20 protein-coding genes are annotated in these 21,932 nt (G+C 37.8%); 11 read left to right on the forward strand and 9 right to left on the reverse strand.

Features of this window, described 5'->3' with window-relative positions:
- Positions 1-14 precede the first annotated feature (14 nt).
- The 4 genes from ACY2RU_RS03370 to ACY2RU_RS03385 form a co-directional block, all read right to left on the reverse strand.
- Positions 15-893, reverse strand: coding sequence for a pseudouridine synthase (locus tag ACY2RU_RS03370; RefSeq protein WP_490136990.1), 879 nt, complete (start codon positions 891-893; stop codon positions 15-17).
- 99 nt (positions 894-992) lie between these two features.
- Positions 993-1,952: a carbon-nitrogen hydrolase family protein gene (locus ACY2RU_RS03375; RefSeq protein WP_490136991.1), complete on the reverse strand. Its 960-nt coding sequence runs from the start codon at positions 1,950-1,952 to the stop codon at positions 993-995.
- A 49-nt stretch (positions 1,953-2,001) separates the two neighbouring features.
- Positions 2,002-2,907 carry a geranylgeranylglycerol-phosphate geranylgeranyltransferase gene (locus ACY2RU_RS03380; protein ID WP_490136992.1) on the reverse strand — a complete coding sequence of 302 codons (906 nt, stop codon included), beginning with the start codon at positions 2,905-2,907 and terminating at the stop codon, positions 2,002-2,004.
- Positions 2,908-2,931: 24 nt separating this feature from the next.
- Entirely contained in the window at positions 2,932-3,870 is a 939-nt protein-coding gene (locus ACY2RU_RS03385) for a mevalonate kinase family protein (protein ID WP_490136993.1), read from the reverse strand.
- Positions 3,871-4,037: 167 nt separating this feature from the next.
- On the opposite strand from ACY2RU_RS03385, the gene ACY2RU_RS03390 reads away from it, so the two are divergent.
- Positions 4,038-5,414, forward strand: coding sequence for a T9SS type A sorting domain-containing protein (locus ACY2RU_RS03390; RefSeq protein ID WP_490136994.1), 1,377 nt, complete (start codon positions 4,038-4,040; stop codon positions 5,412-5,414).
- Here ACY2RU_RS03390 and ACY2RU_RS03395 read toward each other — a convergent pair whose 3' ends face one another.
- The gene (locus tag ACY2RU_RS03395; protein ID WP_490136995.1) at positions 5,415-6,512 is read right to left on the reverse strand and encodes a diphosphomevalonate decarboxylase; all 1,098 of its coding nucleotides are present in this window, start codon (positions 6,510-6,512) and stop codon (positions 5,415-5,417) included. It abuts the gene before it with no gap.
- Between the two features lie 110 nt (positions 6,513-6,622).
- Here ACY2RU_RS03395 and ACY2RU_RS03400 point away from each other — a divergent pair, with 110 nt between their 5' ends.
- The 4 genes from ACY2RU_RS03400 (at position 6,623) to ACY2RU_RS03415 (ending at position 11,122) form a co-directional block, all read left to right on the forward strand.
- Positions 6,623-7,744 carry a helix-turn-helix domain-containing protein gene (locus ACY2RU_RS03400; protein ID WP_490136996.1) on the forward strand — a complete coding sequence of 374 codons (1,122 nt, stop codon included), beginning with the start codon at positions 6,623-6,625 and terminating at the stop codon, positions 7,742-7,744.
- A gap of 177 nt (positions 7,745-7,921) precedes the next feature.
- Complete coding sequence (locus tag ACY2RU_RS03405) at positions 7,922-8,746, forward strand: hypothetical protein (protein ID WP_490136997.1); 825 nt, start codon at positions 7,922-7,924, stop codon at positions 8,744-8,746.
- A gap of 330 nt (positions 8,747-9,076) precedes the next feature.
- Positions 9,077-9,700, forward strand: a complete 624-nt coding sequence (locus ACY2RU_RS03410) for a porin family protein (protein ID WP_490136998.1) — start codon at positions 9,077-9,079, stop codon at positions 9,698-9,700.
- A 30-nt stretch (positions 9,701-9,730) separates the two neighbouring features.
- Positions 9,731-11,122 (forward strand): peptidoglycan DD-metalloendopeptidase family protein, encoded by a 1,392-nt coding sequence (locus ACY2RU_RS03415; protein ID WP_490136999.1) that lies wholly within the window; start codon positions 9,731-9,733, stop codon positions 11,120-11,122.
- Here ACY2RU_RS03415 and ACY2RU_RS03420 read toward each other — a convergent pair.
- The 3 genes from ACY2RU_RS03420 to ACY2RU_RS03430 are packed head-to-tail and all read right to left on the reverse strand — an operon-like array spanning position 11,112 to position 14,383.
- A complete protein-coding gene (locus ACY2RU_RS03420; protein WP_490137000.1) occupies positions 11,112-11,642 on the reverse strand; it encodes a DUF1697 domain-containing protein in 531 nt (176 codons plus the stop codon). The two genes, ACY2RU_RS03415 and ACY2RU_RS03420, sit on opposite strands and share 11 nt — an antisense overlap.
- Before the next feature lie 12 nt (positions 11,643-11,654).
- The gene (locus ACY2RU_RS03425; RefSeq protein ID WP_490137001.1) at positions 11,655-12,890 is read right to left on the reverse strand and encodes a BaiN/RdsA family NAD(P)/FAD-dependent oxidoreductase; all 1,236 of its coding nucleotides are present in this window, start codon (positions 12,888-12,890) and stop codon (positions 11,655-11,657) included.
- Between the two features lie 20 nt (positions 12,891-12,910).
- Entirely contained in the window at positions 12,911-14,383 is a 1,473-nt protein-coding gene (locus ACY2RU_RS03430; RefSeq protein WP_490137002.1) for a T9SS type A sorting domain-containing protein, read from the reverse strand.
- 88 nt (positions 14,384-14,471) lie between these two features.
- Here ACY2RU_RS03430 and ACY2RU_RS03435 point away from each other — a divergent pair, with 88 nt between their 5' ends.
- The 3 genes from ACY2RU_RS03435 to ACY2RU_RS03445 all read left to right on the forward strand — a co-directional run bounded on the left by ACY2RU_RS03435 (position 14,472) and on the right by ACY2RU_RS03445 (position 18,491).
- The gene (locus tag ACY2RU_RS03435; protein ID WP_490137003.1) at positions 14,472-15,506 is read left to right on the forward strand and encodes an endonuclease/exonuclease/phosphatase family protein; all 1,035 of its coding nucleotides are present in this window, start codon (positions 14,472-14,474) and stop codon (positions 15,504-15,506) included.
- A gap of 357 nt (positions 15,507-15,863) precedes the next feature.
- Positions 15,864-16,943, forward strand: a complete 1,080-nt coding sequence (locus tag ACY2RU_RS03440; RefSeq protein WP_490137004.1) for a peptidoglycan-binding domain-containing protein — start codon at positions 15,864-15,866, stop codon at positions 16,941-16,943.
- Positions 16,944-17,276: 333 nt separating this feature from the next.
- Positions 17,277-18,491, forward strand: a complete 1,215-nt coding sequence (locus tag ACY2RU_RS03445) for a phage integrase SAM-like domain-containing protein (RefSeq protein WP_490137005.1) — start codon at positions 17,277-17,279, stop codon at positions 18,489-18,491.
- On the opposite strand, the gene ACY2RU_RS03450 is transcribed toward ACY2RU_RS03445, so the two are convergent.
- Positions 18,481-19,332, reverse strand: coding sequence for an AraC family transcriptional regulator (locus ACY2RU_RS03450; RefSeq protein WP_490137006.1), 852 nt, complete (start codon positions 19,330-19,332; stop codon positions 18,481-18,483). The genes ACY2RU_RS03445 and ACY2RU_RS03450 overlap by 11 nt on opposite strands.
- A 209-nt stretch (positions 19,333-19,541) precedes the next feature.
- On the opposite strand from ACY2RU_RS03450, the gene ACY2RU_RS03455 reads away from it, so the two are divergent.
- The 3 genes from ACY2RU_RS03455 to ACY2RU_RS03465 are packed head-to-tail and all read left to right on the forward strand — an operon-like array spanning position 19,542 to position 21,890.
- Positions 19,542-20,423, forward strand: a complete 882-nt coding sequence (locus ACY2RU_RS03455; RefSeq protein WP_490137007.1) for a polysaccharide deacetylase family protein — start codon at positions 19,542-19,544, stop codon at positions 20,421-20,423.
- A gap of 6 nt (positions 20,424-20,429) precedes the next feature.
- Positions 20,430-20,834 (forward strand): DoxX family membrane protein, encoded by a 405-nt coding sequence (locus ACY2RU_RS03460; RefSeq protein WP_490137008.1) that lies wholly within the window; start codon positions 20,430-20,432, stop codon positions 20,832-20,834.
- A 42-nt stretch (positions 20,835-20,876) separates the two neighbouring features.
- Positions 20,877-21,890 carry a zinc-binding alcohol dehydrogenase family protein gene (locus tag ACY2RU_RS03465; protein ID WP_490137009.1) on the forward strand — a complete coding sequence of 338 codons (1,014 nt, stop codon included), beginning with the start codon at positions 20,877-20,879 and terminating at the stop codon, positions 21,888-21,890.
- Positions 21,891-21,932 lie beyond the last annotated feature (42 nt).

Consider the following 21,932-nt stretch of genomic DNA (forward strand, 5'->3'; position numbering starts at 1 on the left):
ATAATGGAATGTTTCTACAACATTGAGAAAAGCTCAAGTTCTTCTTTGGTTAAGATTTTCCATCGACCGCGTGGCAGGTCTTTTTTAGTAAGGTGTGCAATAGTTACGCAGTCAATACGTACCACATCATAGCCTAATTCCTGAAAGATATCACGAATCACACTATTTCCCATATGCTTGATACGCAGACCAACTTCATTTTTAGGTGCATCAGCGACATACTTTATTTCTTCGATCTGCACTTTTTTGCCAGCAATAACGATTCCTTCTGAAATTTTCTGAAGATCGGCTGCCTTTAAATTTTTATCGAGCTCCACATGGAACAAGCGCTCCATTCCTTTTTTGCTTAATTTTTCTTTTAACTTATCGTCATTTGTAAAAAATAGTAAACCGGTTGCATTTCTACCTAAACGACCAATTGGTGTAATACGTGCTGAAGTGGCATTAGCAACAAGGTCCATTACTGTTTGTCCTTTGCTTTCACTCGTTGTAGTAGCAAAACCCTTTGGCTTGTTCAACAGAACATACGCCATAGGTTCTGGATTGATTCTTCGTCCGTCGAAACGCACATCGTCTTCAAGTTTTACGCGGTGACCCATTTCATTGATCACTTTTCCGTTTACAGTTACCAAACCAGTAGCGATATAAGTATCTGCTTCACGACGGGAGCAAATACCACTATTAGAAATATATTTATTAAGCCGAATTCCTTCTTGTTTCGTTTTTGAACTTGTTGCTTTTTTGGCAACAGGTGCACCGCCTCTTCCTGAGACTTTTCCTTGATTTTCACGCTTTAGGGGCGCGTTACCGCGAGCACTACTCTTTCCTTTGGTATTGTTAGATCCTCTTCCTGAAGTTTTGCCCTTATCGTTATTTCCTTGTCTGCTCATCATGCTGCCCGCAGTGGCGGGTTTCTTTTAAATTAAATTACTGCAAAGATAGTTAAAGCCTTTGTGGTTACCACAGTACAATCTTACTTCGGAAGAAATTAATTACACATCCTTAAAAAGCACAGTGGTTTGTCGTTCTCTGTTGACGGTCAGCTGGGTTACATCAGGCCGCGAGTAGTGTCCAACAGGGTCAAAATTTTGTCGTTCTTCCAATACACGATTAAAATCTAAGGTCTGATAGATGTTTCCTTCTTTATTCAATACGGGTTTTACCACCCATTCACCGTCTGGACCTGCAATGCAACTTCCTCCATTGGCAAGCACTTTGGGTGCTTTTTCAAATATTTTTTCTAAGTGCGGTGTATTCTGCGGAAAATCTTCTACACGCATTAATGCCGAAACCGAGATCACATAGCTTCGTGATTCTCTGGCTATAAAACGTGTGATGTCTTTAGTATTGTGGTCGCTGCCTGGCCATACGGCCACGTGCAGGTTTTCACCCTGCGCGTAGAGCGCAGCTCTTGGCAGCGGCATCCAGTTTTCCCAGCAATTGAGTCCGCCAACCGTAAAATCTTCTAAAGTATGAGTTCTTAAACCATTGCCATCTCCCGGCGCCCAAGTGAGTCGTTCGTCGTAAGTGGGCTGTAATTTTCGGTGAACCGACTGTATGATTCCTTGCTGATCGATATAGACCAGAGATGCGTAAATACTATGTCCGCCACGGTCTAACGGACGTTCAATAATTCCGAGGTAAACTGCTATATTGTGATTCTTTGCCAGCGCACAAATCTCATCCAAATCCCCTTTTTCGATACAAACTGAATTTCGAACATAATGCGCGTGTAATTCTTTATTTACGGTTATATTCCACGAGGCACCATCGGTTAAAGCCAACCAAAATGGGTAACCCGGAAGCAGTCCTTCTCCAAATACAATAAGCTGGCTTCCTTTTTTCGCAGCTTCATTTATTTGAGTTATGATTTTTTCAAGGGTCGCCGTTTTATCAAGCCAAACTGGTGAAATTTGGGCCAAAGCTACTTGCAATGTACTTTCTGTTTTCATAGAACTAAAGATACCAAAAAATTGGTCTGTTCTCTTTCAGAAAAAATTCTTAAAAAATCCTATTGAGAACAAGATCGATATCGAGCAGCACAATACTGAAAACGCCCACTACGATTATCAATTTTAAGATATTGTGAAGTATGATATAATGAAGTCTTCTTCCCGCATTAAAAAGTAAGATATCGAAAACAATAAGGGCGAAAATACTTCCGTAGAAAAAAAGATTCATGTGCCCTACATCAAACTTTGTTAGTAATAGCACAATAGGTACTAATGTCAACATACTAAGTATTAAAAGCATTCGCTTTGAAACTTTCTCGCCGTACACCACAGGGATCGTACGATAGTTCTGGGCAAGATCACCTTTAATATTCTCCAAATCTTTAGTGAGTTCACGCATCGAGATGATCAAAAACAAAAAGGTAGCATGTACAAAGATCACAAGATCAAAGTTTCCGTAATAGATAAAAACAGCGAAAAACGGAATTACAGCAAGAATGGCGGCGACAATATTACCAATGAAAGGGTATTTTTTAAGCTTGTGCGAGTAAAGCCATATCAAAAAGATATAGATCGAAAAAAACAGAACCGCTCTAAAGGAAACATAACTGGCAAAGAAAACCGACAAGAAATTGAGTACAAAATAGCCAGATAACTTGGTTTGCTGACTTACTAATTTGTCTAAGAATGTTTTATTCGGACGATTAATAAGGTCCTTTTCACTGTCGTAAAAGCTATTGATGATATAACCTCCTGCGATAGCAGAAGCTGATGCTAAAACTAGCATCAATAAATTAAGGTCGAATAGCACTTTCCGAAGAGGTAAATGCGGTGCTAAAATATAAATAGAAGTTAGATACTGCGCAAGAGCGATAACTAAAATGTTATAGCCTCGTACGATAGAAAACAAGCTGAAAAACTTGAGCAATACATGTTTTTGTTTTCGGCTTAACATGATTCAAAATATAATAAAGAAAGTCTAAAAGCTGTAAACCACCTCTAGGTTATGCCCTTTTAAAGCTTTTCGCGCTTTTTCAATATCCTCAGTAAAACCAAGCATATAACCACCACCGCCAGATCCACAAAGCTTTAAATAATAGGCATTTGTTTCAATTCCATTTTTCCATAAGGTTTGAAATTGCTTAGGAATCATTGGTTTGAAATTATCTAAAACAACTTTAGAAAGTTGCTTTACATTTCCGAAGAGCGACTTAACATCTCCTTTAAGGAAATCGTGAACACAATCGTCTGTATGTTTTACAAACTGGGTTTTAAGCATATTTCGGAAACCTTCTTGCTTCATATTTTCCATAAAGATCTGAACCATCGGAGCAGTTTCGCCAATGATACCACTATCTAATAAAAATACGGCGCCACGTCCACTTTCAGTTTGTGACGGAATTCCCGCTGGCTCAATATTGTCATGTGAATTGATCAAAATGGGCAAACTCAAATAACTATTTAATGGGTCTAGGCCGGAGCTCTTTCCGTGGAAAAAAGATTCCATTTCAGAAAAAATCTTTTTTAACTCTAATAATTTCTCCCGAGTTAAATTCTCTAAAACCGTGATCTTGTTGTGTGCATATTTATCATAAATCGCGGCAACCAATGCACCGCTACTCCCTACACCGTAACCTTGAGGTATGCTTGAGTCAAAATACAGTCCATCATCAACATCAGCCTGTAGACTTTCTAGATCAAAAGACACAAGGTCGGGATTACCTTCCTGCAATTCTTTTAAGTATACAGCAAAACGTTTTAAACTGTCGTTCGACTTGTGCGTTGCGACAGTGTGATGCCTATCGATTTTTAATGCACCTTTATAAAAATTATAAGGAATAGAGAGACCTTTTGAGTCTTTGATAATGCCATATTCTCCAAAGAGTAATATTTTTGAGTAGAAAAGGGGTCCGCGCATAGGGTTGAAATAGTACAGTTAAAAGTACAAAAATTAGCCGTAAAAGGAATAATTAACACAAAGATACTGGGAAAGACTTAATTATGTGCCGTTTTTAGCGAATAATTAGCACATTAATATATATAAATCACAGATTTTAAGTACCTTATAAAACAAAACGTTTTGAAATGAAACTAAAAATCACGCTTTCGGCACTTTTAATCATCGCTATCATACCTCTTTTAGTAGCGCAAACACATACATGGACAGGCAACGGCGGTGATACCAATTGGTTTATTTCGGCTAATTGGGACGCTGGAACGGTTCCCGACATTGCTAGTGACGTATTTATACCTGACGGATTTGTTGTTGAAGTCACAAATGCTTCCGCCAACGCCAATACAATTGAATTAGAAGGCTCAGCCGAATTAATTGTTGATGACAATATAAATATTCAAACCGCCCTAAACATCTCGTTGCTCTCCCGTTTTACTATACTTTCAGGTACTCTTTCTGGAGCTGCCACTATTGAAAATGACGGAACAATTTACATTACCGGAATCATGAGTAAGACATTGCTAGGTTCTACGGTTAATAATAACAACAAAATAATCATTGAAAATAGCGGTTTTTGGAGACTAAATAGCAGTCCAACTATAAACAATGCAGAAAATGCAAGCTTTGAAATCATTGGAAGAGCAGGATTAGTGCAGGATGACGGAGAACCCGTTTTCAATAACGAAGGGTTGGTAAAGAAGTCGTTTGACGGAGTTGATTCAAGCTTTTCTTATATGATAGTTGAAATGAACAACAACGGCGTAATAGACATGGATTTGGGAGAAAGCTTTCTTTTTATTTCACCCATGGCCAGCCTAAACAATTCCGTTAACGGTATTTTGAAAGGATATGGCGATTATGACATCACAGGACCTTTTAACAATTTAGGTATTATTTATCCTGGCGATATTAACGTGCCAGGCACCATTATTATGGCCAACAATTTTAGCTTAAATCCTGAAGCCACCATTGAACTTGACATCAACGGACCAGATACTGGGGCATATGACGTATTGCGTGTTGTAGGCTTTCCAGATATCGAAGGAACTATTGAGATCAATCTGAATTACGCTCCAGAGATTGGCGATGAATACACTATCATAACCGCTAATGAAATACAAAATTGCGACCTCCCTGTTTTTCTTTCGGGGACTTTTAATAGCAACACCTATAATTTTGCCGTTTTCTGCAATACCAATAATGTGACGCTTCGTATGGTTGAAATTTTAGGCGTGGATGATCTATCGGCAACTGCTCAAACATTTTTCGCACAGCCCAATCCAATTGAGTCGACCGCCCATTTTGTTTTTGGTGATCTCTTCGGAAATGAGCATCCCAACGCGACCATTGAAATTTACAATTACTTGGGGCAACAAGTGAGAAAAATAGAGCGTGTTTCAGAAAAAAACAACTTTTTTGAACGGAAAGAACTTGCTAGCGGACTCTATTTTGCGCAACTAACCGAAGGTAACAATGTCCTTGCAACGACCAAGCTATTATTAAAATAACTACTCGATGATCACGCCCAGTCCCACTTCATCGTGAATAAATTCGCCGTTTTTACAAAAAGGAGCTAATTCGGTTTCAATAAAGGCTGAAACTTCTTCTTGTACGCTATCTGGATAAAGTACATGAACATTGGCACCAGCATCAAGTGTAAAACAGACTGGTATATTAGTATTTCTGCGGAAATTCCAGATTTTGTTAATGATCTCAAGCGTATTGGGTTTCATTAAAATAAAATACGGCATCGAACTCATCATCATCGCATGCAATTGCAAGGCTTCACTTTCAACCAATTTGATGAATTCAGAAATGTCACCCGATTCAAAAATACCCATCAAGCGCTCAATATTTTTGTTCGCCTCAGCAAAACGTTGTTTCGCATACGGATGCCCATGCATTAAATTGTGCCCAACCGTACTACTCACCTGCTTTTCGCCCTTATCAACCAACAAAATGGTATCTCTGTAATTATCAAAATTGGCATGTACACTATTGGGATATTTTATTCCGAAGCGATCGCTACTATCAGCGATCTTAGGATGTTTCCCCCAAACAACCAACGGACCTTCAATACTTCGCGCGGCACTCCCCGAGCCCAAGCGAGCTAAAAAAGAAGCTTTTTTTACTTCGGAAGGCGTTAAGGCTTCGTGCAACGTATTGGGCTGATTTCCGTTTAACTGTCTTTCGAGCAAAACCAAACAAACCGCTAGCGCACTCATTCCGCTTGCCGAAGAGGCTATACCACTACTATGTGGAAAGCTATTCACCGTCTCAATTTTAAACTGATATTTCCGAAGAAAGGGCACATAGGCTTCAATTCGTTCAAAAAACGTAGTGATCTTAGGTTCAAATCCAAGCTCGCGCTGCTTATCTAAATATACCTCAAACTGAAATGTATCTCCTTCCTTTTCCTCAAAATGCAAGGTGGTAGTGGTATGACAATTTTGAAGTGTAAAGCTTATTGATGTATTTTCAGGAAATTGCTCCCCGTGTTTTCCCCAATACTTTACTAGGGCAATATTGCTTGGTGATTTGCTAGAAACCCTTCCATCTTTGGGTGTAAACGGATAAGATTGTGGGATAAATTCTTGTTCCTTCATCAGTGAAAATTGTGGCAATAAAGATAGGTAAAATCGAAACCGATAGAAAAACTTGCTATTTAAAAGAACAGTAGATTATTTTCTATCTTTAAAACGAAATAATCTATTTCTTGGAAATTAATTTTTATAGCAGTCTCGTCATCACCGGAATCGTTCAAGGGTTTTTCTTGAGCCTTTTTATTTTGTTGCTTTCAAAACACAAGACTCGTGCCTCTATTTATCTTGGCCTGCTAATTCTTTGTATTACCTTATCAAACCTTCAAGAATTACTTTGGGAAATTGATTTGTTTACAAACCATGAATATTATTTCTGGTATCTGCCTTACTCATTTGCCGAAGCTGCACTGATGTACTTTTTTGTCATGACCTTTTTATATCCAGATCGAAAAAACACAAGGATCGAAAAACTATTGTATTTACCATTTATTTTAATGATCCCTATCACTTTACTGTTTAAACTTGGATATCTTCTCTGGGAATCGCAGCATCCATTTAATAAATTCATGTATGCTATTGTTGATTTTATAGATGCCTACGGAGATTTTCTTAGCATTTTTCTAACAATCTTTGTTTTGGTATTGCTTTGGCGCGCTATTGACACCTACCAAAATACGCCAGAAAAACACGACCGTATTATCGTAAAAACGAAGCTTTTATGGTTAAAAGCATTGTTTGTCATACTTTTTATTTTTATCCTATTATGGTTTTATGCTACTCTTCAAGCAGCTATTATACAAGAATATCCAGCGTATTTATTATTGATCGGTATTTCTATTTGTATTTATGTCATGGGTTATGTGGGTACACGAAAAATTGGTATTCAGGAGGAGCGTAAAAAAATTAGGCAGTTTGATTTTGCAAACCGACCCTATTCCATTTCCGAAGCAACAAAAAGTAAGCATATTGTTGCCTTAGAAAAGATCCTTATCGACGAAAAGAAATTCTTAGACCCTTCAACCACCTTAGAAACCTTGGCAACAGATCTCGATTTAAGTAAAAGTCATTTATCCCGAATCATCAACGCTGAACTAAAAACAACCTTTTCAGATTATATAAACCTTCTTCGGGTAAATGAAGCGAAAAAGTATCTCCTCGAACACGAATTTTCAAACTATACGCTTCTCGCCATAGGTTTGGAAGCAGGTTTTAACTCGAAAACTACGTTTAATAGTGCGTTCAAAAAATTTACGGGCATGACGCCTTCGGCATTTAAAAAACTATACCGTACTTAATACGGATTAAAACAGACTTCAATTTACCGAATTTGTGGTTCCGCTGGTCAAAGGAATGTAGAAACAGCAAGAGAACAGCGTACACTGAGAGCGAGAAATTGAAGCGTTAAAAATCCTAATTAGAAAACAAGAAGGAAATACGTATCTTTATTGCTGTTATTTGTAAATCAGCTAGTTATGTATTCCCACACAGCCCCCCAAGTAGTTTCGCTCCCAGAAATTGGAATTCGTTTTACAATACCCCAAAATTGGACTGGCAGGCAAGATGGCGCATATATATATTTAGGACATCAATCAATTCCTGGTGCTATAATTCTATCGAGAAATACTTCGGAAAACGCACAACAACTAAGGGATTTAGCAATGGAGGCAATTGTGGAAGAAGGTTCCTATTTACAGCCTACTTCCGAAGCATCAGTAATCTCCGAAAAACAAGTCGAACAAAATTATGAAGGAATTTATCAAGGTACCGCAGTAAAAGCTTTTGCGATTGCCATCATTGACGGCCATGGAAATGGTATGACCACTTTGATCCTTACCGAAACGTCCAAATTTACGGAACTTCACATTTCCGAAGCTAAAAGGCTTGCAACCACTATCAAATTCTTTACACCTGAAATACCAGACGAAACTGATTTTTGGAAAAATAGAATTGTTGGTACACAACTCAAATTTATGTACACCAATACCAGTACAGATTATAGCGGTGGGTACAGTGGAATTTCAGATGTTATTAAAATTAATCTTTGTTCCAATGGCCAGTTTTCTTATTATTCAAATTCGCACGCAAGTTTTGATGGAAGTGGTGGTTTTGGCTATGCCAATGAGAATGAAAACAATCGCGGAGCTTATCGTATTTATGCAGATGGGGCTCAAACAGTTTTAGAGCTTGTGTTTAATAATCAAAAGACAATTCGGTATGTTCTAAAAGTAAATAGCGAACAACATACACTACTCAATGGCACTCGATATTTTGTGACGACAATTGAGGGTTGCCAATGACTTTCGAATTCTTAAGTATAATATAACTCGCGAACGCATAGGCGTCACAAACATCTTTCCCAATATCCATCAAAAATTAGTGCCAAATTATGCGTTTCGCAATTTATGGAACGCCCACACCCCTACATTCCAATAGTTTTGAGTTAAATAATAAAATGATTACATCTTATTTATTGTCTCTTTTTCTTCGGAAATAATTAAAATCGAGCAAAATATGGATCGCGAACTCGCAGGAAATGTAAAAATTTTCTCATGATCCTTCATGCCTCCGAAGGAATTTCAGAAACATTAAAATGATTCAGAACTAACCAATGATTAAAACTAACCATTATGCAAAAATTACTACTGAGCATTATTGCCGCTACCCTCTTGTTTCAAACCTATGCACAAGAAAGCGAATTTCAGTTGGGCGCCAAAGCAGGTCTTAACTTTGCCTCTCTCAACGGCGATCTGGAAGATGCCAAAGGGCGGTCCTCCTTTCATTTGGGTGGAATGGTAGAAGTACCTCTAACCGACAAACTTTCTGTACAACCCGAGCTCTTATTTTCAAGTCAGGGAGCAAAGTTTGACAGTGATGCACTGTCTTTAAATTACGTTAATGTCCCAATTATGGCAAAATACTACGTGACAGAGGAAATAAGCATTGAAGCGGGTCCTTATGTAGGTTTTTTACTTTCAGCTAACTTTAAGTACGAGACTGAAGACGACGACCTAAACCCCAATACATCTGGTGAACGTAGTAATACAAAAGCTTCTGAAAAACAAGATGTAAAAGACGATATTAAATCGTTGGATTTTGGACTCAACATCGGACTCGGATATAAAATGCCCAGCGGACTCAATTTTGCCGCCAGATATAATTTAGGATTGGCAAATGCCAGTGATTTTGAAAATAGTACTCAAGAATTCAAAAATGGCGTGATTCAACTTTCCGTAGGCTATTTTTTCCTATAACCTTATTTAAATAACCAAATACATAATCTCATGAAAACAAAAATTACGATAGTAATACAGTCTATTCTACTTCTAGTCGTAACAACCGTCTTCTCACAAAACCCACCCTCGCAAGTACACGGAGGCGAAGTTGTTATACCAAGAAACACGGAACCCTGTCTTACAAACACGCAACGAAACGCGATTATTGCCGAAAATCAAGCCAATATTACACAATTACGAGCCCAAGGAATCTACCAAGAACCCAATGAGGCGGGTAGTCACCCACTCTTTATCTGGCCCGTAGCACAAGCGCCTGGTTACAACTACAACATAACATATTCATTAGCAAATTATGTAGATCACAATACCGCATTTCCAAATCAAGTGTCAGATTATGATTGCGGAACAAGAACATATGATACAGCTAATGGCTACAACCACAAAGGCTTCGATATTATTTCTTGGCCATTTTGGTGGAAACAGATGGATCGAAATCAAGCGATAAATGTTGCGGCCGCCGACGGACAGATCATTAATAAAAATGACGGTTCCTTTGACCGAAATTGCAGCTTTAACAACGACACGCCCAACTTTGTTGCCGTACAACATGATGATGGCAGTCAAACCTGGTATTTGCATATGAAAGATGGCGAACTCACTTCAAAAAACATTGGTGACAGCGTTACAGCAGGCGAATTTTTAGGCGTCATTGGTAGCTCAGGAAGCTCGACGGTACCGCACTTACATTTTGAAGTATATGACAGCACTGGAGCTCTTATCGATCCAAGCATAGGAGCTTGTAACACACTAAACAACGAAACTTGGTGGATAGATCAAAAACCCTATTGGGAACCTGCAATAAACGCTGTTACAACACAAACCGATTTTCCAGATTTTGAAACTTGCCCCAATTCAGAGATCACTAATGAAAGCAATGAATTTGATCTTATTGATACTATTTTCTACGGAATTTATTTAAAAGACCAACGTGCCGGAACACAACTAAATTTAAAAACCATTCGTCCTGACGGGACCGTACAATTTGATTGGGATTTCAATTTAACCGATAATCTTCTCTTGTCTCACTGGATTTGGAGTTTTCCTGCAGATATGGAGGGTGCATGGACTTGGCAGGCAACCTACCTCGGTGAAACGGTAAACCATACATACTATGTTGGTGTTTTAGCTGTTGAAGAAAACGATCTTACAAATACCTTTATTTATCCGAATCCAGCAAGGGATGCTTTTTCTATTAAAAGTGACCAATTAATTTCAAAAGTTGCGCTTCGAGATATAATGGGAAGAACCGTTTTTGAGCTATCATCTCAAAAAAGATCACTAGACCGAATTACGCTTAATGACCTTGCAGAAGGGATGTATTTTGTCACGCTTACTTCAGAAGAAAATCAGCAAAAAACAATTCAATTAATCAAGAACTAGCCAAGTTGATAAGTTTCGCCATCGTCCGGAAATTTCGGGAGGTGGCCGAAACTTTTAGTTTTCGCTCGATCACAGTATTGGTGAACTTTGCCACCCCTGCCCCTTTCTTATAAAAAATATAGATACATCTCGGAGTTACGTGAAAAGCCTCATCTTTATACTCCAATGCATTTAAGTCTTCCAAAGAATCGCTCGTCGGAACCGACTGGAGCAAAGTAAAATAGCTTTGTTCTTTAATTTCTTCGGAAAACGGACAAGCATTAAAAATTTGTTCCACTTCCGAAGCCTTTAAAACCAGCACCGGAACTTCCCAGCCAAACTTAGCCAAAATTGCTTTCTCTATTGTAGTCTTTATTTCACTCACCCTTTCCGAAGCACTAAAGATCCAGTTTCCTGTATGGATATAAACCTGTGTATTTTGAAAGCCTAAGTCGGATATCATTTGCAACTGTTCAGCCTTTGAGAACTTTTTATGTCCGCCCACATTAATTCCTCGAAGTAAAACAATGTAGTTATTCATGATATCAATATTTTATAACGCTTTATGGGAAATAGCTTGCGCCACCATATAACCACTGGTCCAAGCATTCTGGAAGTTAAATCCACCAGTAATGGCATCAATATTGAGAATCTCACCCGCAAAATAAAGATCCTTGTGCAGCTTACTTTCAAAGGTCTTAAAGTTCACTTCCTTAAGATCTACCCCGCCAGCCGTCACAAATTCTTCTTTAAATGTGCTTTTCCCTGTAACCTGAAAGCGAGATCTTGTTAGCGCATTGGCGATATTTTGAAGCTTCTTTTTTGAAATTTCAGCCCAAATATCTTCCGCAGCAATCCCTGAAGCTATAAGTAAGTTTTGCCATAAGCGCTTCGGAAGGTCGAACTGAGCGTATTTCATCAGTGTTTGCTTCGGATTAATATCCTTAAGATCTATAAGTGCTTCTAGCGTTTCTTCTTCGGAAACATCTAGCAACCAATTTACTACTATTTCAAAATGATATTGTGTAGGCTCTAAGATACGCGCCCCCCAAGCAGACAATTTTAAGATGGCGGGGCCGCTCATTCCCCAATGGGTGATAAGCAACGGACCCTCACTTGACAACAATGATTTACCATTTTTATCAAGTACCTCAACCATGGCATTAGTTGCTATGCCTGGGAGATCTGCAATTCTACTATCGTCAATATTAAAGGTAAAAAGCGAAGGAACCGGCGGAATAATTTCATGTCCCAAATTTGACAAAAGGTTCCAGATCTTTGGGTTGCTACCCGTGGCCATTACGAGGGTTTTTGCTGAAAAAATTTCGGTTGCCGTACTTAGAATCCATTGATCATCTTCTTTGTAAATATCCTTTACGGAATGCCCCTTTAAAACTGTAACACCTAGGCGATTTGCTTCCGAAGTAAAACAATCAATGATCGTTTGAGAGCTATCTGAAATAGGAAACATACGGCCGTCTTCTTCAATTTTTAAGGCAATCCCTCTTTTTTCAAACCAAGCGATAGTATCACCCGTCATAAAAGAATGAAACGGACCTAGTAGTTCTTTTTTACCACGAGGGTAGTTTTGTGTAAGTTGCTTCGGAATGAATTCGGCATGGGTAACATTACATCTTCCACCGCCAGAAACTTTAACTTTGGTAAGTACTTCTTTGCCACGCTCCAAAATAGCTATTTTCTGCTGTGGGATGAGTTCAGCAATATTAATAGCCGAAAAGAACCCAGCTGCGCCGCCTCCCAATATTAAAATGTCGTAGGTGTTTTTCAATAGATAAATTTAGTAAGAAATCAATCTACGATTAATTTGCGAACCACTTGATTAACATCTGCGCTAAACAAAATAAAATACATGCCCGACGAAATATTAAAACTTACTTCGTTTTGGCCTTTTGCGATAGTTTGACTAAAAACGGAAACCCCATTTGTAGTAAAAATGTCAATTGTTTCGATCCCAAAATCGGCAGCAAATTGTAGTGTATTTGTCGTTGGATTAGGATAAAAAGTAAAGGTTTCCAATTTGTTTTCAGCAACATCCAAAACATCACAACTCACAGGATCGAAAAGAACTTCGCCTAAAGACGCATTATCCACTTGATGAAAAATAACGCTCTCTGCAATTGCCAAGGTATTGTCTACACCTTCAACCCAGCAATTTCGTAAGGCAGAAATTGTATTTGGTGTGTTGTTGTAGAGCGCATAAACCTCTCCATTATTTCCATTTTCAGAAAATATATTTCCACCGATATTGTTTATATCATCCCCTAAATTTATAGACGATTCTCCCTGCAGCGTGATACCCCACAGGTTTCTTCTTATTTCATTTAAGAAAGCATTAATTTCTACATCATTGCTAGTTGAGTTTACATTAATACCGCTTCCACCAAGATTAGGGTTGCCTTGAATATTATTGTCTTCTATAACATTATTAGAAATTTCAACCGTCGCATTCCCGCCAAGAATAGCAATACCATATCTATTATCTCTAATTTCATTACCTGAAATAATAGCTCTAATGGTTCCGCCCACAAGATTGGCAACGGCAATACCACCTGCTTCTGTATTTAAAGGATCACCAATAATTACATTGTCTATAATTTGAAGATCTTCGGTAGCGCTGGTCGTTCCCAAATTAATTTGAGGTCTGTTGGCATTTAGCGTATTATTCCCTTCAATATAATTTCCAGATATGGTGGCAGAAACCTCTGAATTTGCTGCAGAACTTATTGCAGGTAACTCGTTAAATGTTATTTCATTATTGGTTATTTGCGGTGTCCCTCTTGAAAGAGAAATAACAGCACCCGTATTGATTCCACCATCTAAGTTTTCAGTAATTATAGAATTATTAAGGGTAAAGTCTTCCGTTAGCACGCGTAACCCACCCCCATTCTTGATGGTTGCATTTTGTATATTTATGGTAGAAAATTCTTCAAATCTAAAGCCTTCGTAAGGCAAATTGATGTCTGCGGCCAAAAACATGGTTTGATCTGCGGAAACATCAAAATCACCAAAAACCGTAAGTAAAATAGAATCTTCAAAAAGTACGGTGGCGTCAGTATCTATTCTCAGTTTGTCATTTGCCGAAATAACCAAATTTTCCTGAAGCGTATATTCACTACCGTTTATCGAAATTGTAGACGGACTTGCATTCGCAATATCTGCTAGGGTCCAATCAACTCCCGTATTTGGAGTAGTGTATGTTTGCGCTATAATAGTAGAATACCCTAAAAATAGACAGAATAAAAAGGAAGTAAAATTTTTCATGATAATTGTTTTTAACCTTTGCAAAAGTACATATCTTAAATTAAAAAGGTAAGGCCAATATTTAGTTTAAATAATGTAATTTTAGGACATGCTGGCGATCTATATTATTAGTATCATATTTATTATTTCTCCTTTCCTACCCGCGACTCGGAATCCGCATTGGTTCTTTCGAACGCCCGATTTTGTACGGCTTCAATCCATTGTTATTCAGTTAATTTGTATCGTCTTACTCCTTGTATTTCGCAATGGGTTTGGTTTATTTCATATCGTTGTTCTAACAGCCTTATTTTTGAGTACAGGCTATGAAATCATCAAGGTATTTAAGTACAGCTCGCTGTATCCTCGTAAAAAACCAGATTTTCCAAGCGCTGGTAAGATCTCCATTTTGGCGGCAAACGTACTTCAAACAAATACGAAATACGATACATTTCTGAAGATCGTAGAACATCACGATCCAGATCTGGTATTGATCATGGAATCTAATAAAGCATGGGAGGATGCGCTGAAATCGCTAGAAGAAAGTCACCCGCATACCGTACAAATTCCGTTGGAAAATTTCTACGGAATGCATTTGTACGCCAAACAAAAACCCGAAAATATTAAAGTCCAATTTCAAATAGAAGAAGATGTTCCCTCCATCTTTTTTGACTACAAAATAGGAGATCAGGACGTATGTTTTACGTGCCTACATCCTGCACCACCTAGCCCCACTGAAAATGAAACATCAAAACAACGCGATGCCGAACTCATGCTTACAGGGAAACATATTCGTGAGCTAGACAAGCCCGTCGTGGTTTGTGGTGATATGAATGATGTTGTTTGGAGCCGTACCACTCGATTGTTTAAAAAAATGACAGCCATGATAGACCCACGTATTGGACGGGGTTATTTTTCAACTTATCATGCAGATTATTGGTTTATGCGATTTCCGTTAGATCATTTATTTCACACCAAAGATCTGTTCGTGAAAGTAATGGAGCGTACTGAGCACTTCGGAAGTGATCATTTTGGCATGTACTACGAAATTCACCTTAAAAAAAAAGCGCCATCCACAACAACACCTAAACTCGATGGAGAAGAAAAAGAAGAAATAGAAAACTTGATCGACAGAGCCGACCCTTAAGCTTTTAATTTGGAAAGAAAGGCTAGTAATTGCTTACTACATGCGCTCTTTTAACTCAATAAAAAGACCAATTACTAAACATAAAACAGCAGTTCCAACTGCAAGAGCACCTAATCCCATAAGTCAATTTTTTATAAATAACGCGCTAGTGCGTTCTTGGCAAAACTACAAAATTGTGACTTGTTCGCAAAACTAAAAAGTACGATTTTAAAAGTAACATTACCTGTTTTGATCCTACTTCCAGAAAAACATTCAAAATAGGGTTAATCCCCATGAATTTCAGGCATTGACCTTAGCGATCTAATAAACAGGAACTTATCTTAGGTGTTGCAAATCGTACGTATTTAAAATCAAACTATGGAATGTTCAACACTTTTAACAGAGGCAATTGCAAATGGCGATATTAGCCAATCCTTATTTAAAGGATCTCATAAAAAAGCAGTCATCACAGATTTACAAAAGGTTCTTTTTGAGCTCGGTTTTAGAAACGAATTAAAATGGGACAATTACCAGGCAGACGGAGATTATGGCCCTGCAACAGTAAAAGCCGTTGCTACTTTCGCCAGCAGAAACAACTTTAATAGCAATGGGGAATCTGTTTCAAATGCACTTGCCAAAATCATCCTACAACGTCATGATTTTCTTCCGCAAATGTATTTATTATGGTCTATTCACAACTCCGATCTAAGAACGCGAAAATATATTTCTAAAGGAACAGCTATTAGTATTACAGCAATTCAAGTATTACTGAATACCTTAGGCTATGGCAGAGAACTTCAATACGCCCGTTATGGGGCCGATGGTATCTTCGGAAAGAGCACAAGAAATGCTGTCATTAAGTACGCAAAAGACAACGGCATAGAATCTGATGGGGATCGCTTAAGACGCCCTCTGATTGATGTCATGATGAAAGATATAAATAGCTTTTACGGTAAACGTTGGACTGACCTTGCAGAACAAAATCTTCCCAGTAATGCATCTCCACTGACCATTTATGAAGGTTCTCGCTTTATTGGAAAACCATGTCGTGCAGATGTAAAATTTGTTCCTTCTTTAAAACGAATCAACGACTACGCCGAGCAAGCTCAAGTCTATATTTATATAACAAGCTCCTTTCGTACTACTACAAATGTAAATGGTGCAATAGTGCCCCCTGCCACATTTTCGAATCATCTCGCGGGCCACGGGATCGATATGAATATATCATACGGGAATAATCAATTTGCAAATTCAACCATATTGCGTCGATACCCTAATGTAGATGCACCGGTTAAACAGTTTTTAAAATCTATCATTGATGATCCAGATCTTCGATGGGGAGGCAATTTTAATACAAAAGACCCGGTACATATTGACGACGGACTTAATATTAAAGATCGGGCGGAGTGGAAACGACGCTATATGGCGATGCAACAGGCTGTTCAATTAGGCGCATAAAAAAGCCTCCCATTTCTGAGAGGCTTTGTGCGGATGACAGGAATCGAACCTGCACGCCTTGCGGCACTAGATCCTAAGTCTTGCATATATTGCACCAACGAAACATAAATAAACTCATATTCAATGATTTATGGTTTTGGTCATTTTATTTAAAGTCAATTAATATCAGTTGAATTCAACATTTGTTGTACCTATGTTGTACCTATGTTGTACCCAAAAAGCTCAATAAATTTGTATCTTTATTGAGCCAGTAACACAGCATTCGAAACAAAAATTGTGATGTTGTACCTATGTTGTACCTGATTTGACTTTCGTACTCAAAACAGGTCAATTATGTCAGCAAGTGCTAAAATCGTTCTCCGTAAAAAACCAAATTCTAAAGGTCTATTTCCCTTAGCTATTAGAATTACAAAAAACCGTCGTTCTACCTATAAACATATTGGTCATTTCATCGATTTAGAGGATTGGGATGATAAAAACCTTCGTGTCAAAAAAACACATCTCAATGCCAAGAGTCTCAACAATCTTTTATCTTCAAAACTTTCGGAAGTTGACAAAGGGTTGATGAATCTGCAAAGTGAAAACAATGATGTTTCTGCCACACAAATTAAATATAACATTTACAAGCCAATTTCTAGCTTAACTTTTTTTGACTATATAAAAGAACATTTAGACGGTCTTGAAGCAGATAAAAAAATGAATCGTTTTACTACTGATTCTGCCCTTTCAACTTATATCTGTGATTTCTATAAGTCAAAAGAATTGCACTTTCAGGAAATTAACTTGCGCTTTCTCAAAAAGTTCAAAACCTATCTTATGGGCAATCGAAGTCTTACCGAAACGTCCGCGTTGAATGTAATGGTATTGATTCGACTAATTTTTAATAGGGCTATCGCAGACAAAGTTGTGAGTAAAGACTTATATCCTTTTGGCAAAGGAGGTTTTAAAATTAAATTTCCTGAAACTATCAAGGTGGGACTCAATAAAAAGGAAATTACGATTTACGAGAAAATCCAAAACCTAAGTGAAGTAGAGAGGCACGCACTAAATGTATGGTTGTATAGTTTCTATTTTGCTGGGATGCGCGTTTCAGATGTTCTATTCACACGTTGGTCTATGATTTATGACGACAGATTACACTATAGAATGGGTAAGAATGGTAAAATCGTTTCGCTTAAAATTCCTTTAAAGGCATTGACAATTCTAAAAAAGTATAAAAAGTACAAGAATAGTGATGACGATTTTGTTTTTCCTGAAATGAAAAAAGCAGACCTAAACAATCCAAAGGATGTTTATAATAAAATAAAGGTTGCCACTAGTAAGTTCAATAAACATTTAAAAAGCCTTACAAAAAAAGTGGGCATCAATAAAAAAGTAACAATGCACATTGCTCGTCATTCTTTTGGTAATATAGCTGGTGATTCTATACATCCACTAATGCTTCAGAAACTATATCGCCATAGTGACTTGAAGACTACTCTAAATTATCAAGCAAACTTTATTCATAAGGCGGCAGATGATGCTTTGGATAGTGTTATCAATTTTTGAGAATTTTCATTCTAAAAGCCTTTGGTGTCATACCCATATTTTTTTTAAAAGCTTTGGTAAAATGACTAGAATCAGTAAATCCCATTTTCATTGCTATTTCAGAAAAATTCAAACTTGTTTGTTTCAGTAATCGTTCTGCCATTTTCATTTTGGTCTGCATCACATAGTTCTGAATGGATATTCCTGCGTGTTTTTTGATAAAAACACTCACATAATTGGGTGACATATTAAATTCATCTGCAATAGTAGAAATTTTAATTTTTTCATTATCCACAACATTCTGTCTTACATAGGTCAATATCGCATTTACCTTATCCTTTTCAGTGAAGGAAACAATAAGATTGTTACCTGTAATATTTCTGGAAATAATCATTAATAATGCCCCAAACAACTCTAATAAAATAGAACGACTATAAGTGGATGGGGCTTTAAACTCATTTTTTAGAAGTTGGAACAACTGAAATACACTTTCTCTGTCCTGCTCATTTTTTAATATAGAACCCGGTAAGCTATTGGCGTGTAATATAATTGCCTCAATCTTCTTTCTCCATTTAAGGTCAGATACGAGTTCTGTCTTTTCAAAAAACAACTGTTCCGTAAACTTTAGATAACCAAAAACTGTACGATTGGCCACAACAAATTCGTGCTCATCATTGGGTGTTAATAGGAATACATCTCCCTCATTATATTCAAAGCTGCTTTCGTTCAATTTATGGATACCTTTTCCAGATTTTATAAAAATCAGTTCAAAAAAGTTGTGCCTGTGTTTTGGGTAATTCCAAGACTCCAAGTCCAGTTCAAAGACATTAAAGGATGATGCACTAAAGAAACGTTTGCTCATAATCAACTATAGCATATAAGTACAAATATAAGATGAATTATTACCAAAGTAACGAAGGAATCCGAAATAACTTTGTACTATAAATAATTGATAATCAAAATTCAAATAAAATGAAACTTATAAAAACAATAAAAATTCTAGTTCTGCTTATAACACTAAGTGTATCTGGACAGAACTCAAAATCACCAACGGTAGTAAACACAAACAAGATGAAAACTGAAACAGCAACAAAATCACATTGGCCCAATGGCGCGCAATTAGTTATTTCTTTTTCAATGCAATTTGAAACTGGCGGTCAGCCCGAAGGTGCCGAAAGCCCTTTCTCTGGGAACCCTTTACCAAAGGGAAATCCCGATTTACCAGCGGAAAGTTGGTTTAGATATGGCGGAAAAGAGGGTGTGTATAGAATGCTTGACCTTTGGAAAAAACATGATATCCACGTTACCTCTCACGTGGTAGGTGAAGCCGCTATAAAATATCCAGAAGTAGCAAGAGCAATTGCAGATGGAGGTCACGAAATTGCTGCACACGGTATCGCTTGGGACGACCAATGGAAAATGAGTTACGAGGAAGAACTTGAATTCATTAAAAAAGGAATCGATACCGTAGAAGCAATAACTGGACAACGAGGTAGAGGATATAACGCTAATTGGTTACGCAGAAGTCCAAACACCTTGAAAGTGCTTCAAGATTTAGATTTCCTATATCATATTGATGATTTGAGCCACGACGAACCCTTTATAACCTCGGTTCGTGGAAAAGATTTTGTGGTAGTACCATATACACTTCGTAATAATGACATCGCCAATATTGAGGGCAGAAACTGGTCTCCCGACCAATTCTTGGCTCAACTAAAAGCAGAATTCGACCAATTGTACGCTGAAGGTGCAAACAAGCGTAGAATGATGTCGGTAAGTCTTCACGATAGAATCGGTGGAGCTCCCTCAATTGTTCACGTAGTTGATGAATTTATCAAGTACGCCAAAAAACACAAAGGCGTAGTATTTATGAGAAAGGATGAAATTGCAAAATTGGTAAAGAACGACCCAAACACACCTAGAGATAATTCAGAACTTCAATATAATAAGTAATTAATTATGAAAGCAACACCACAACAAACAGCATTTACACTCTTACGAATTACAATGGGCGTAAACTTACTGGCACACGGATTAGTTCGATTTCCTAAAATTAATGGATTCAGAGATTGGATGGTGGAATTCTTTAAAGACACTCCATTTCCAACAGCATTAGTGAGTGGATGGGCAACAGTACTTCCATTTGTAGAATTTGGAATAGGCCTGTTGCTTATTATAGGTTTATATACCTATAAAACTTCTATCGCAGGAGCACTGTTAATCATCATCCTACTGTTCGGTTCTTGTATGACCGAGCAATGGGAATGGGCAGGAATGCAAATGATTTACGCGCTAATCTTTGGAATACTCATCAGTCAGAGTGAATACGACCATTGGACAATTCAGAAATATTTTAAAAAATAATACGAATCTCGCTTTCGCGAAAGCGGACAAAACAATGAAAAAATGAAAGCAATAGGATTTAAAACATCACACCCCATTTCACACAAAGAAAGTTTTATCGAATTTGAAACCCCGACCCCAACGCCTAAAGGACGAGACCTTTTGGTAAAAATAGAGGCGGTTTCCATAAATCCCGTTGATTACAAGATAAGGGAGAATAGTGCAAAGGGGAAAGTTCTTGACACGCCAAAGATAATTGGTTGGGATGCCGTAGGTATTGTTGAAGCAGTTGGTGACAAAACAGAACTGTTTAAAGTTGGGGACACTGTTTTCTATGCTGGAGATATCACAAAACCAGGAACAAATGCCGAATATCAATTGATTGATGAGCGCATCGCGGGTCACGCCCCGAAAAAAATATCCATCGCGGAAGCCGCTGCAATGCCACTAACATCCTTAACCGCTTGGGAACTACTTTTTGATAGAATACGTATTTCTTCTGAAAAGGATAAAGGTAAAAGCATTTTAATTATTGGCGGTGCAGGTGGTGTTGGTTCCATAGCTATACAATTGGCGAAAAAAGTAGCAGGACTGACCGTTATTGCATCGGCTTCCCGACCAGAGACGATTGAATGGAGCAAAAAAATGGGTGCGGATTATGTAGTGAATCATTATGATTTGGTCAATGAAGTGCACAAGGCAGGATTTAAAGAAGTCGATTTCATCCTAGATTTTGTGGATGTAAATCTCTATTGGGATGCCTTTGTCGAATTAATAAAACCTCAAGGACGTATTGGTTCTATAAGTGACCCGGTCAAACCCGTAAACCTAAGACAGCTTAAAAGTAAAAGCGTCAGTTTTCATTGGGAATTAATGTTCACACGCTCAATGTTTACTACCGATGATATGATTGAGCAGCACCAAATATTCAATACCCTGGCAGACTTACTGGATGATGGTACTATTCAATCTACATTGACCACCACATTCAATGGTTTTTCCGTTGAGAATTTCAAAAAAGCGCACGCACTTCAAGAAACGGGTAGAGCTATAGGAAAGACAGTAATTAAGTTTTAATTCGTATTCAATCGAAAGAATCAATATCCCCAATTACTTAAG

This window comes from Ulvibacter sp. 2305UL32-6, from assembly GCF_058148545.1.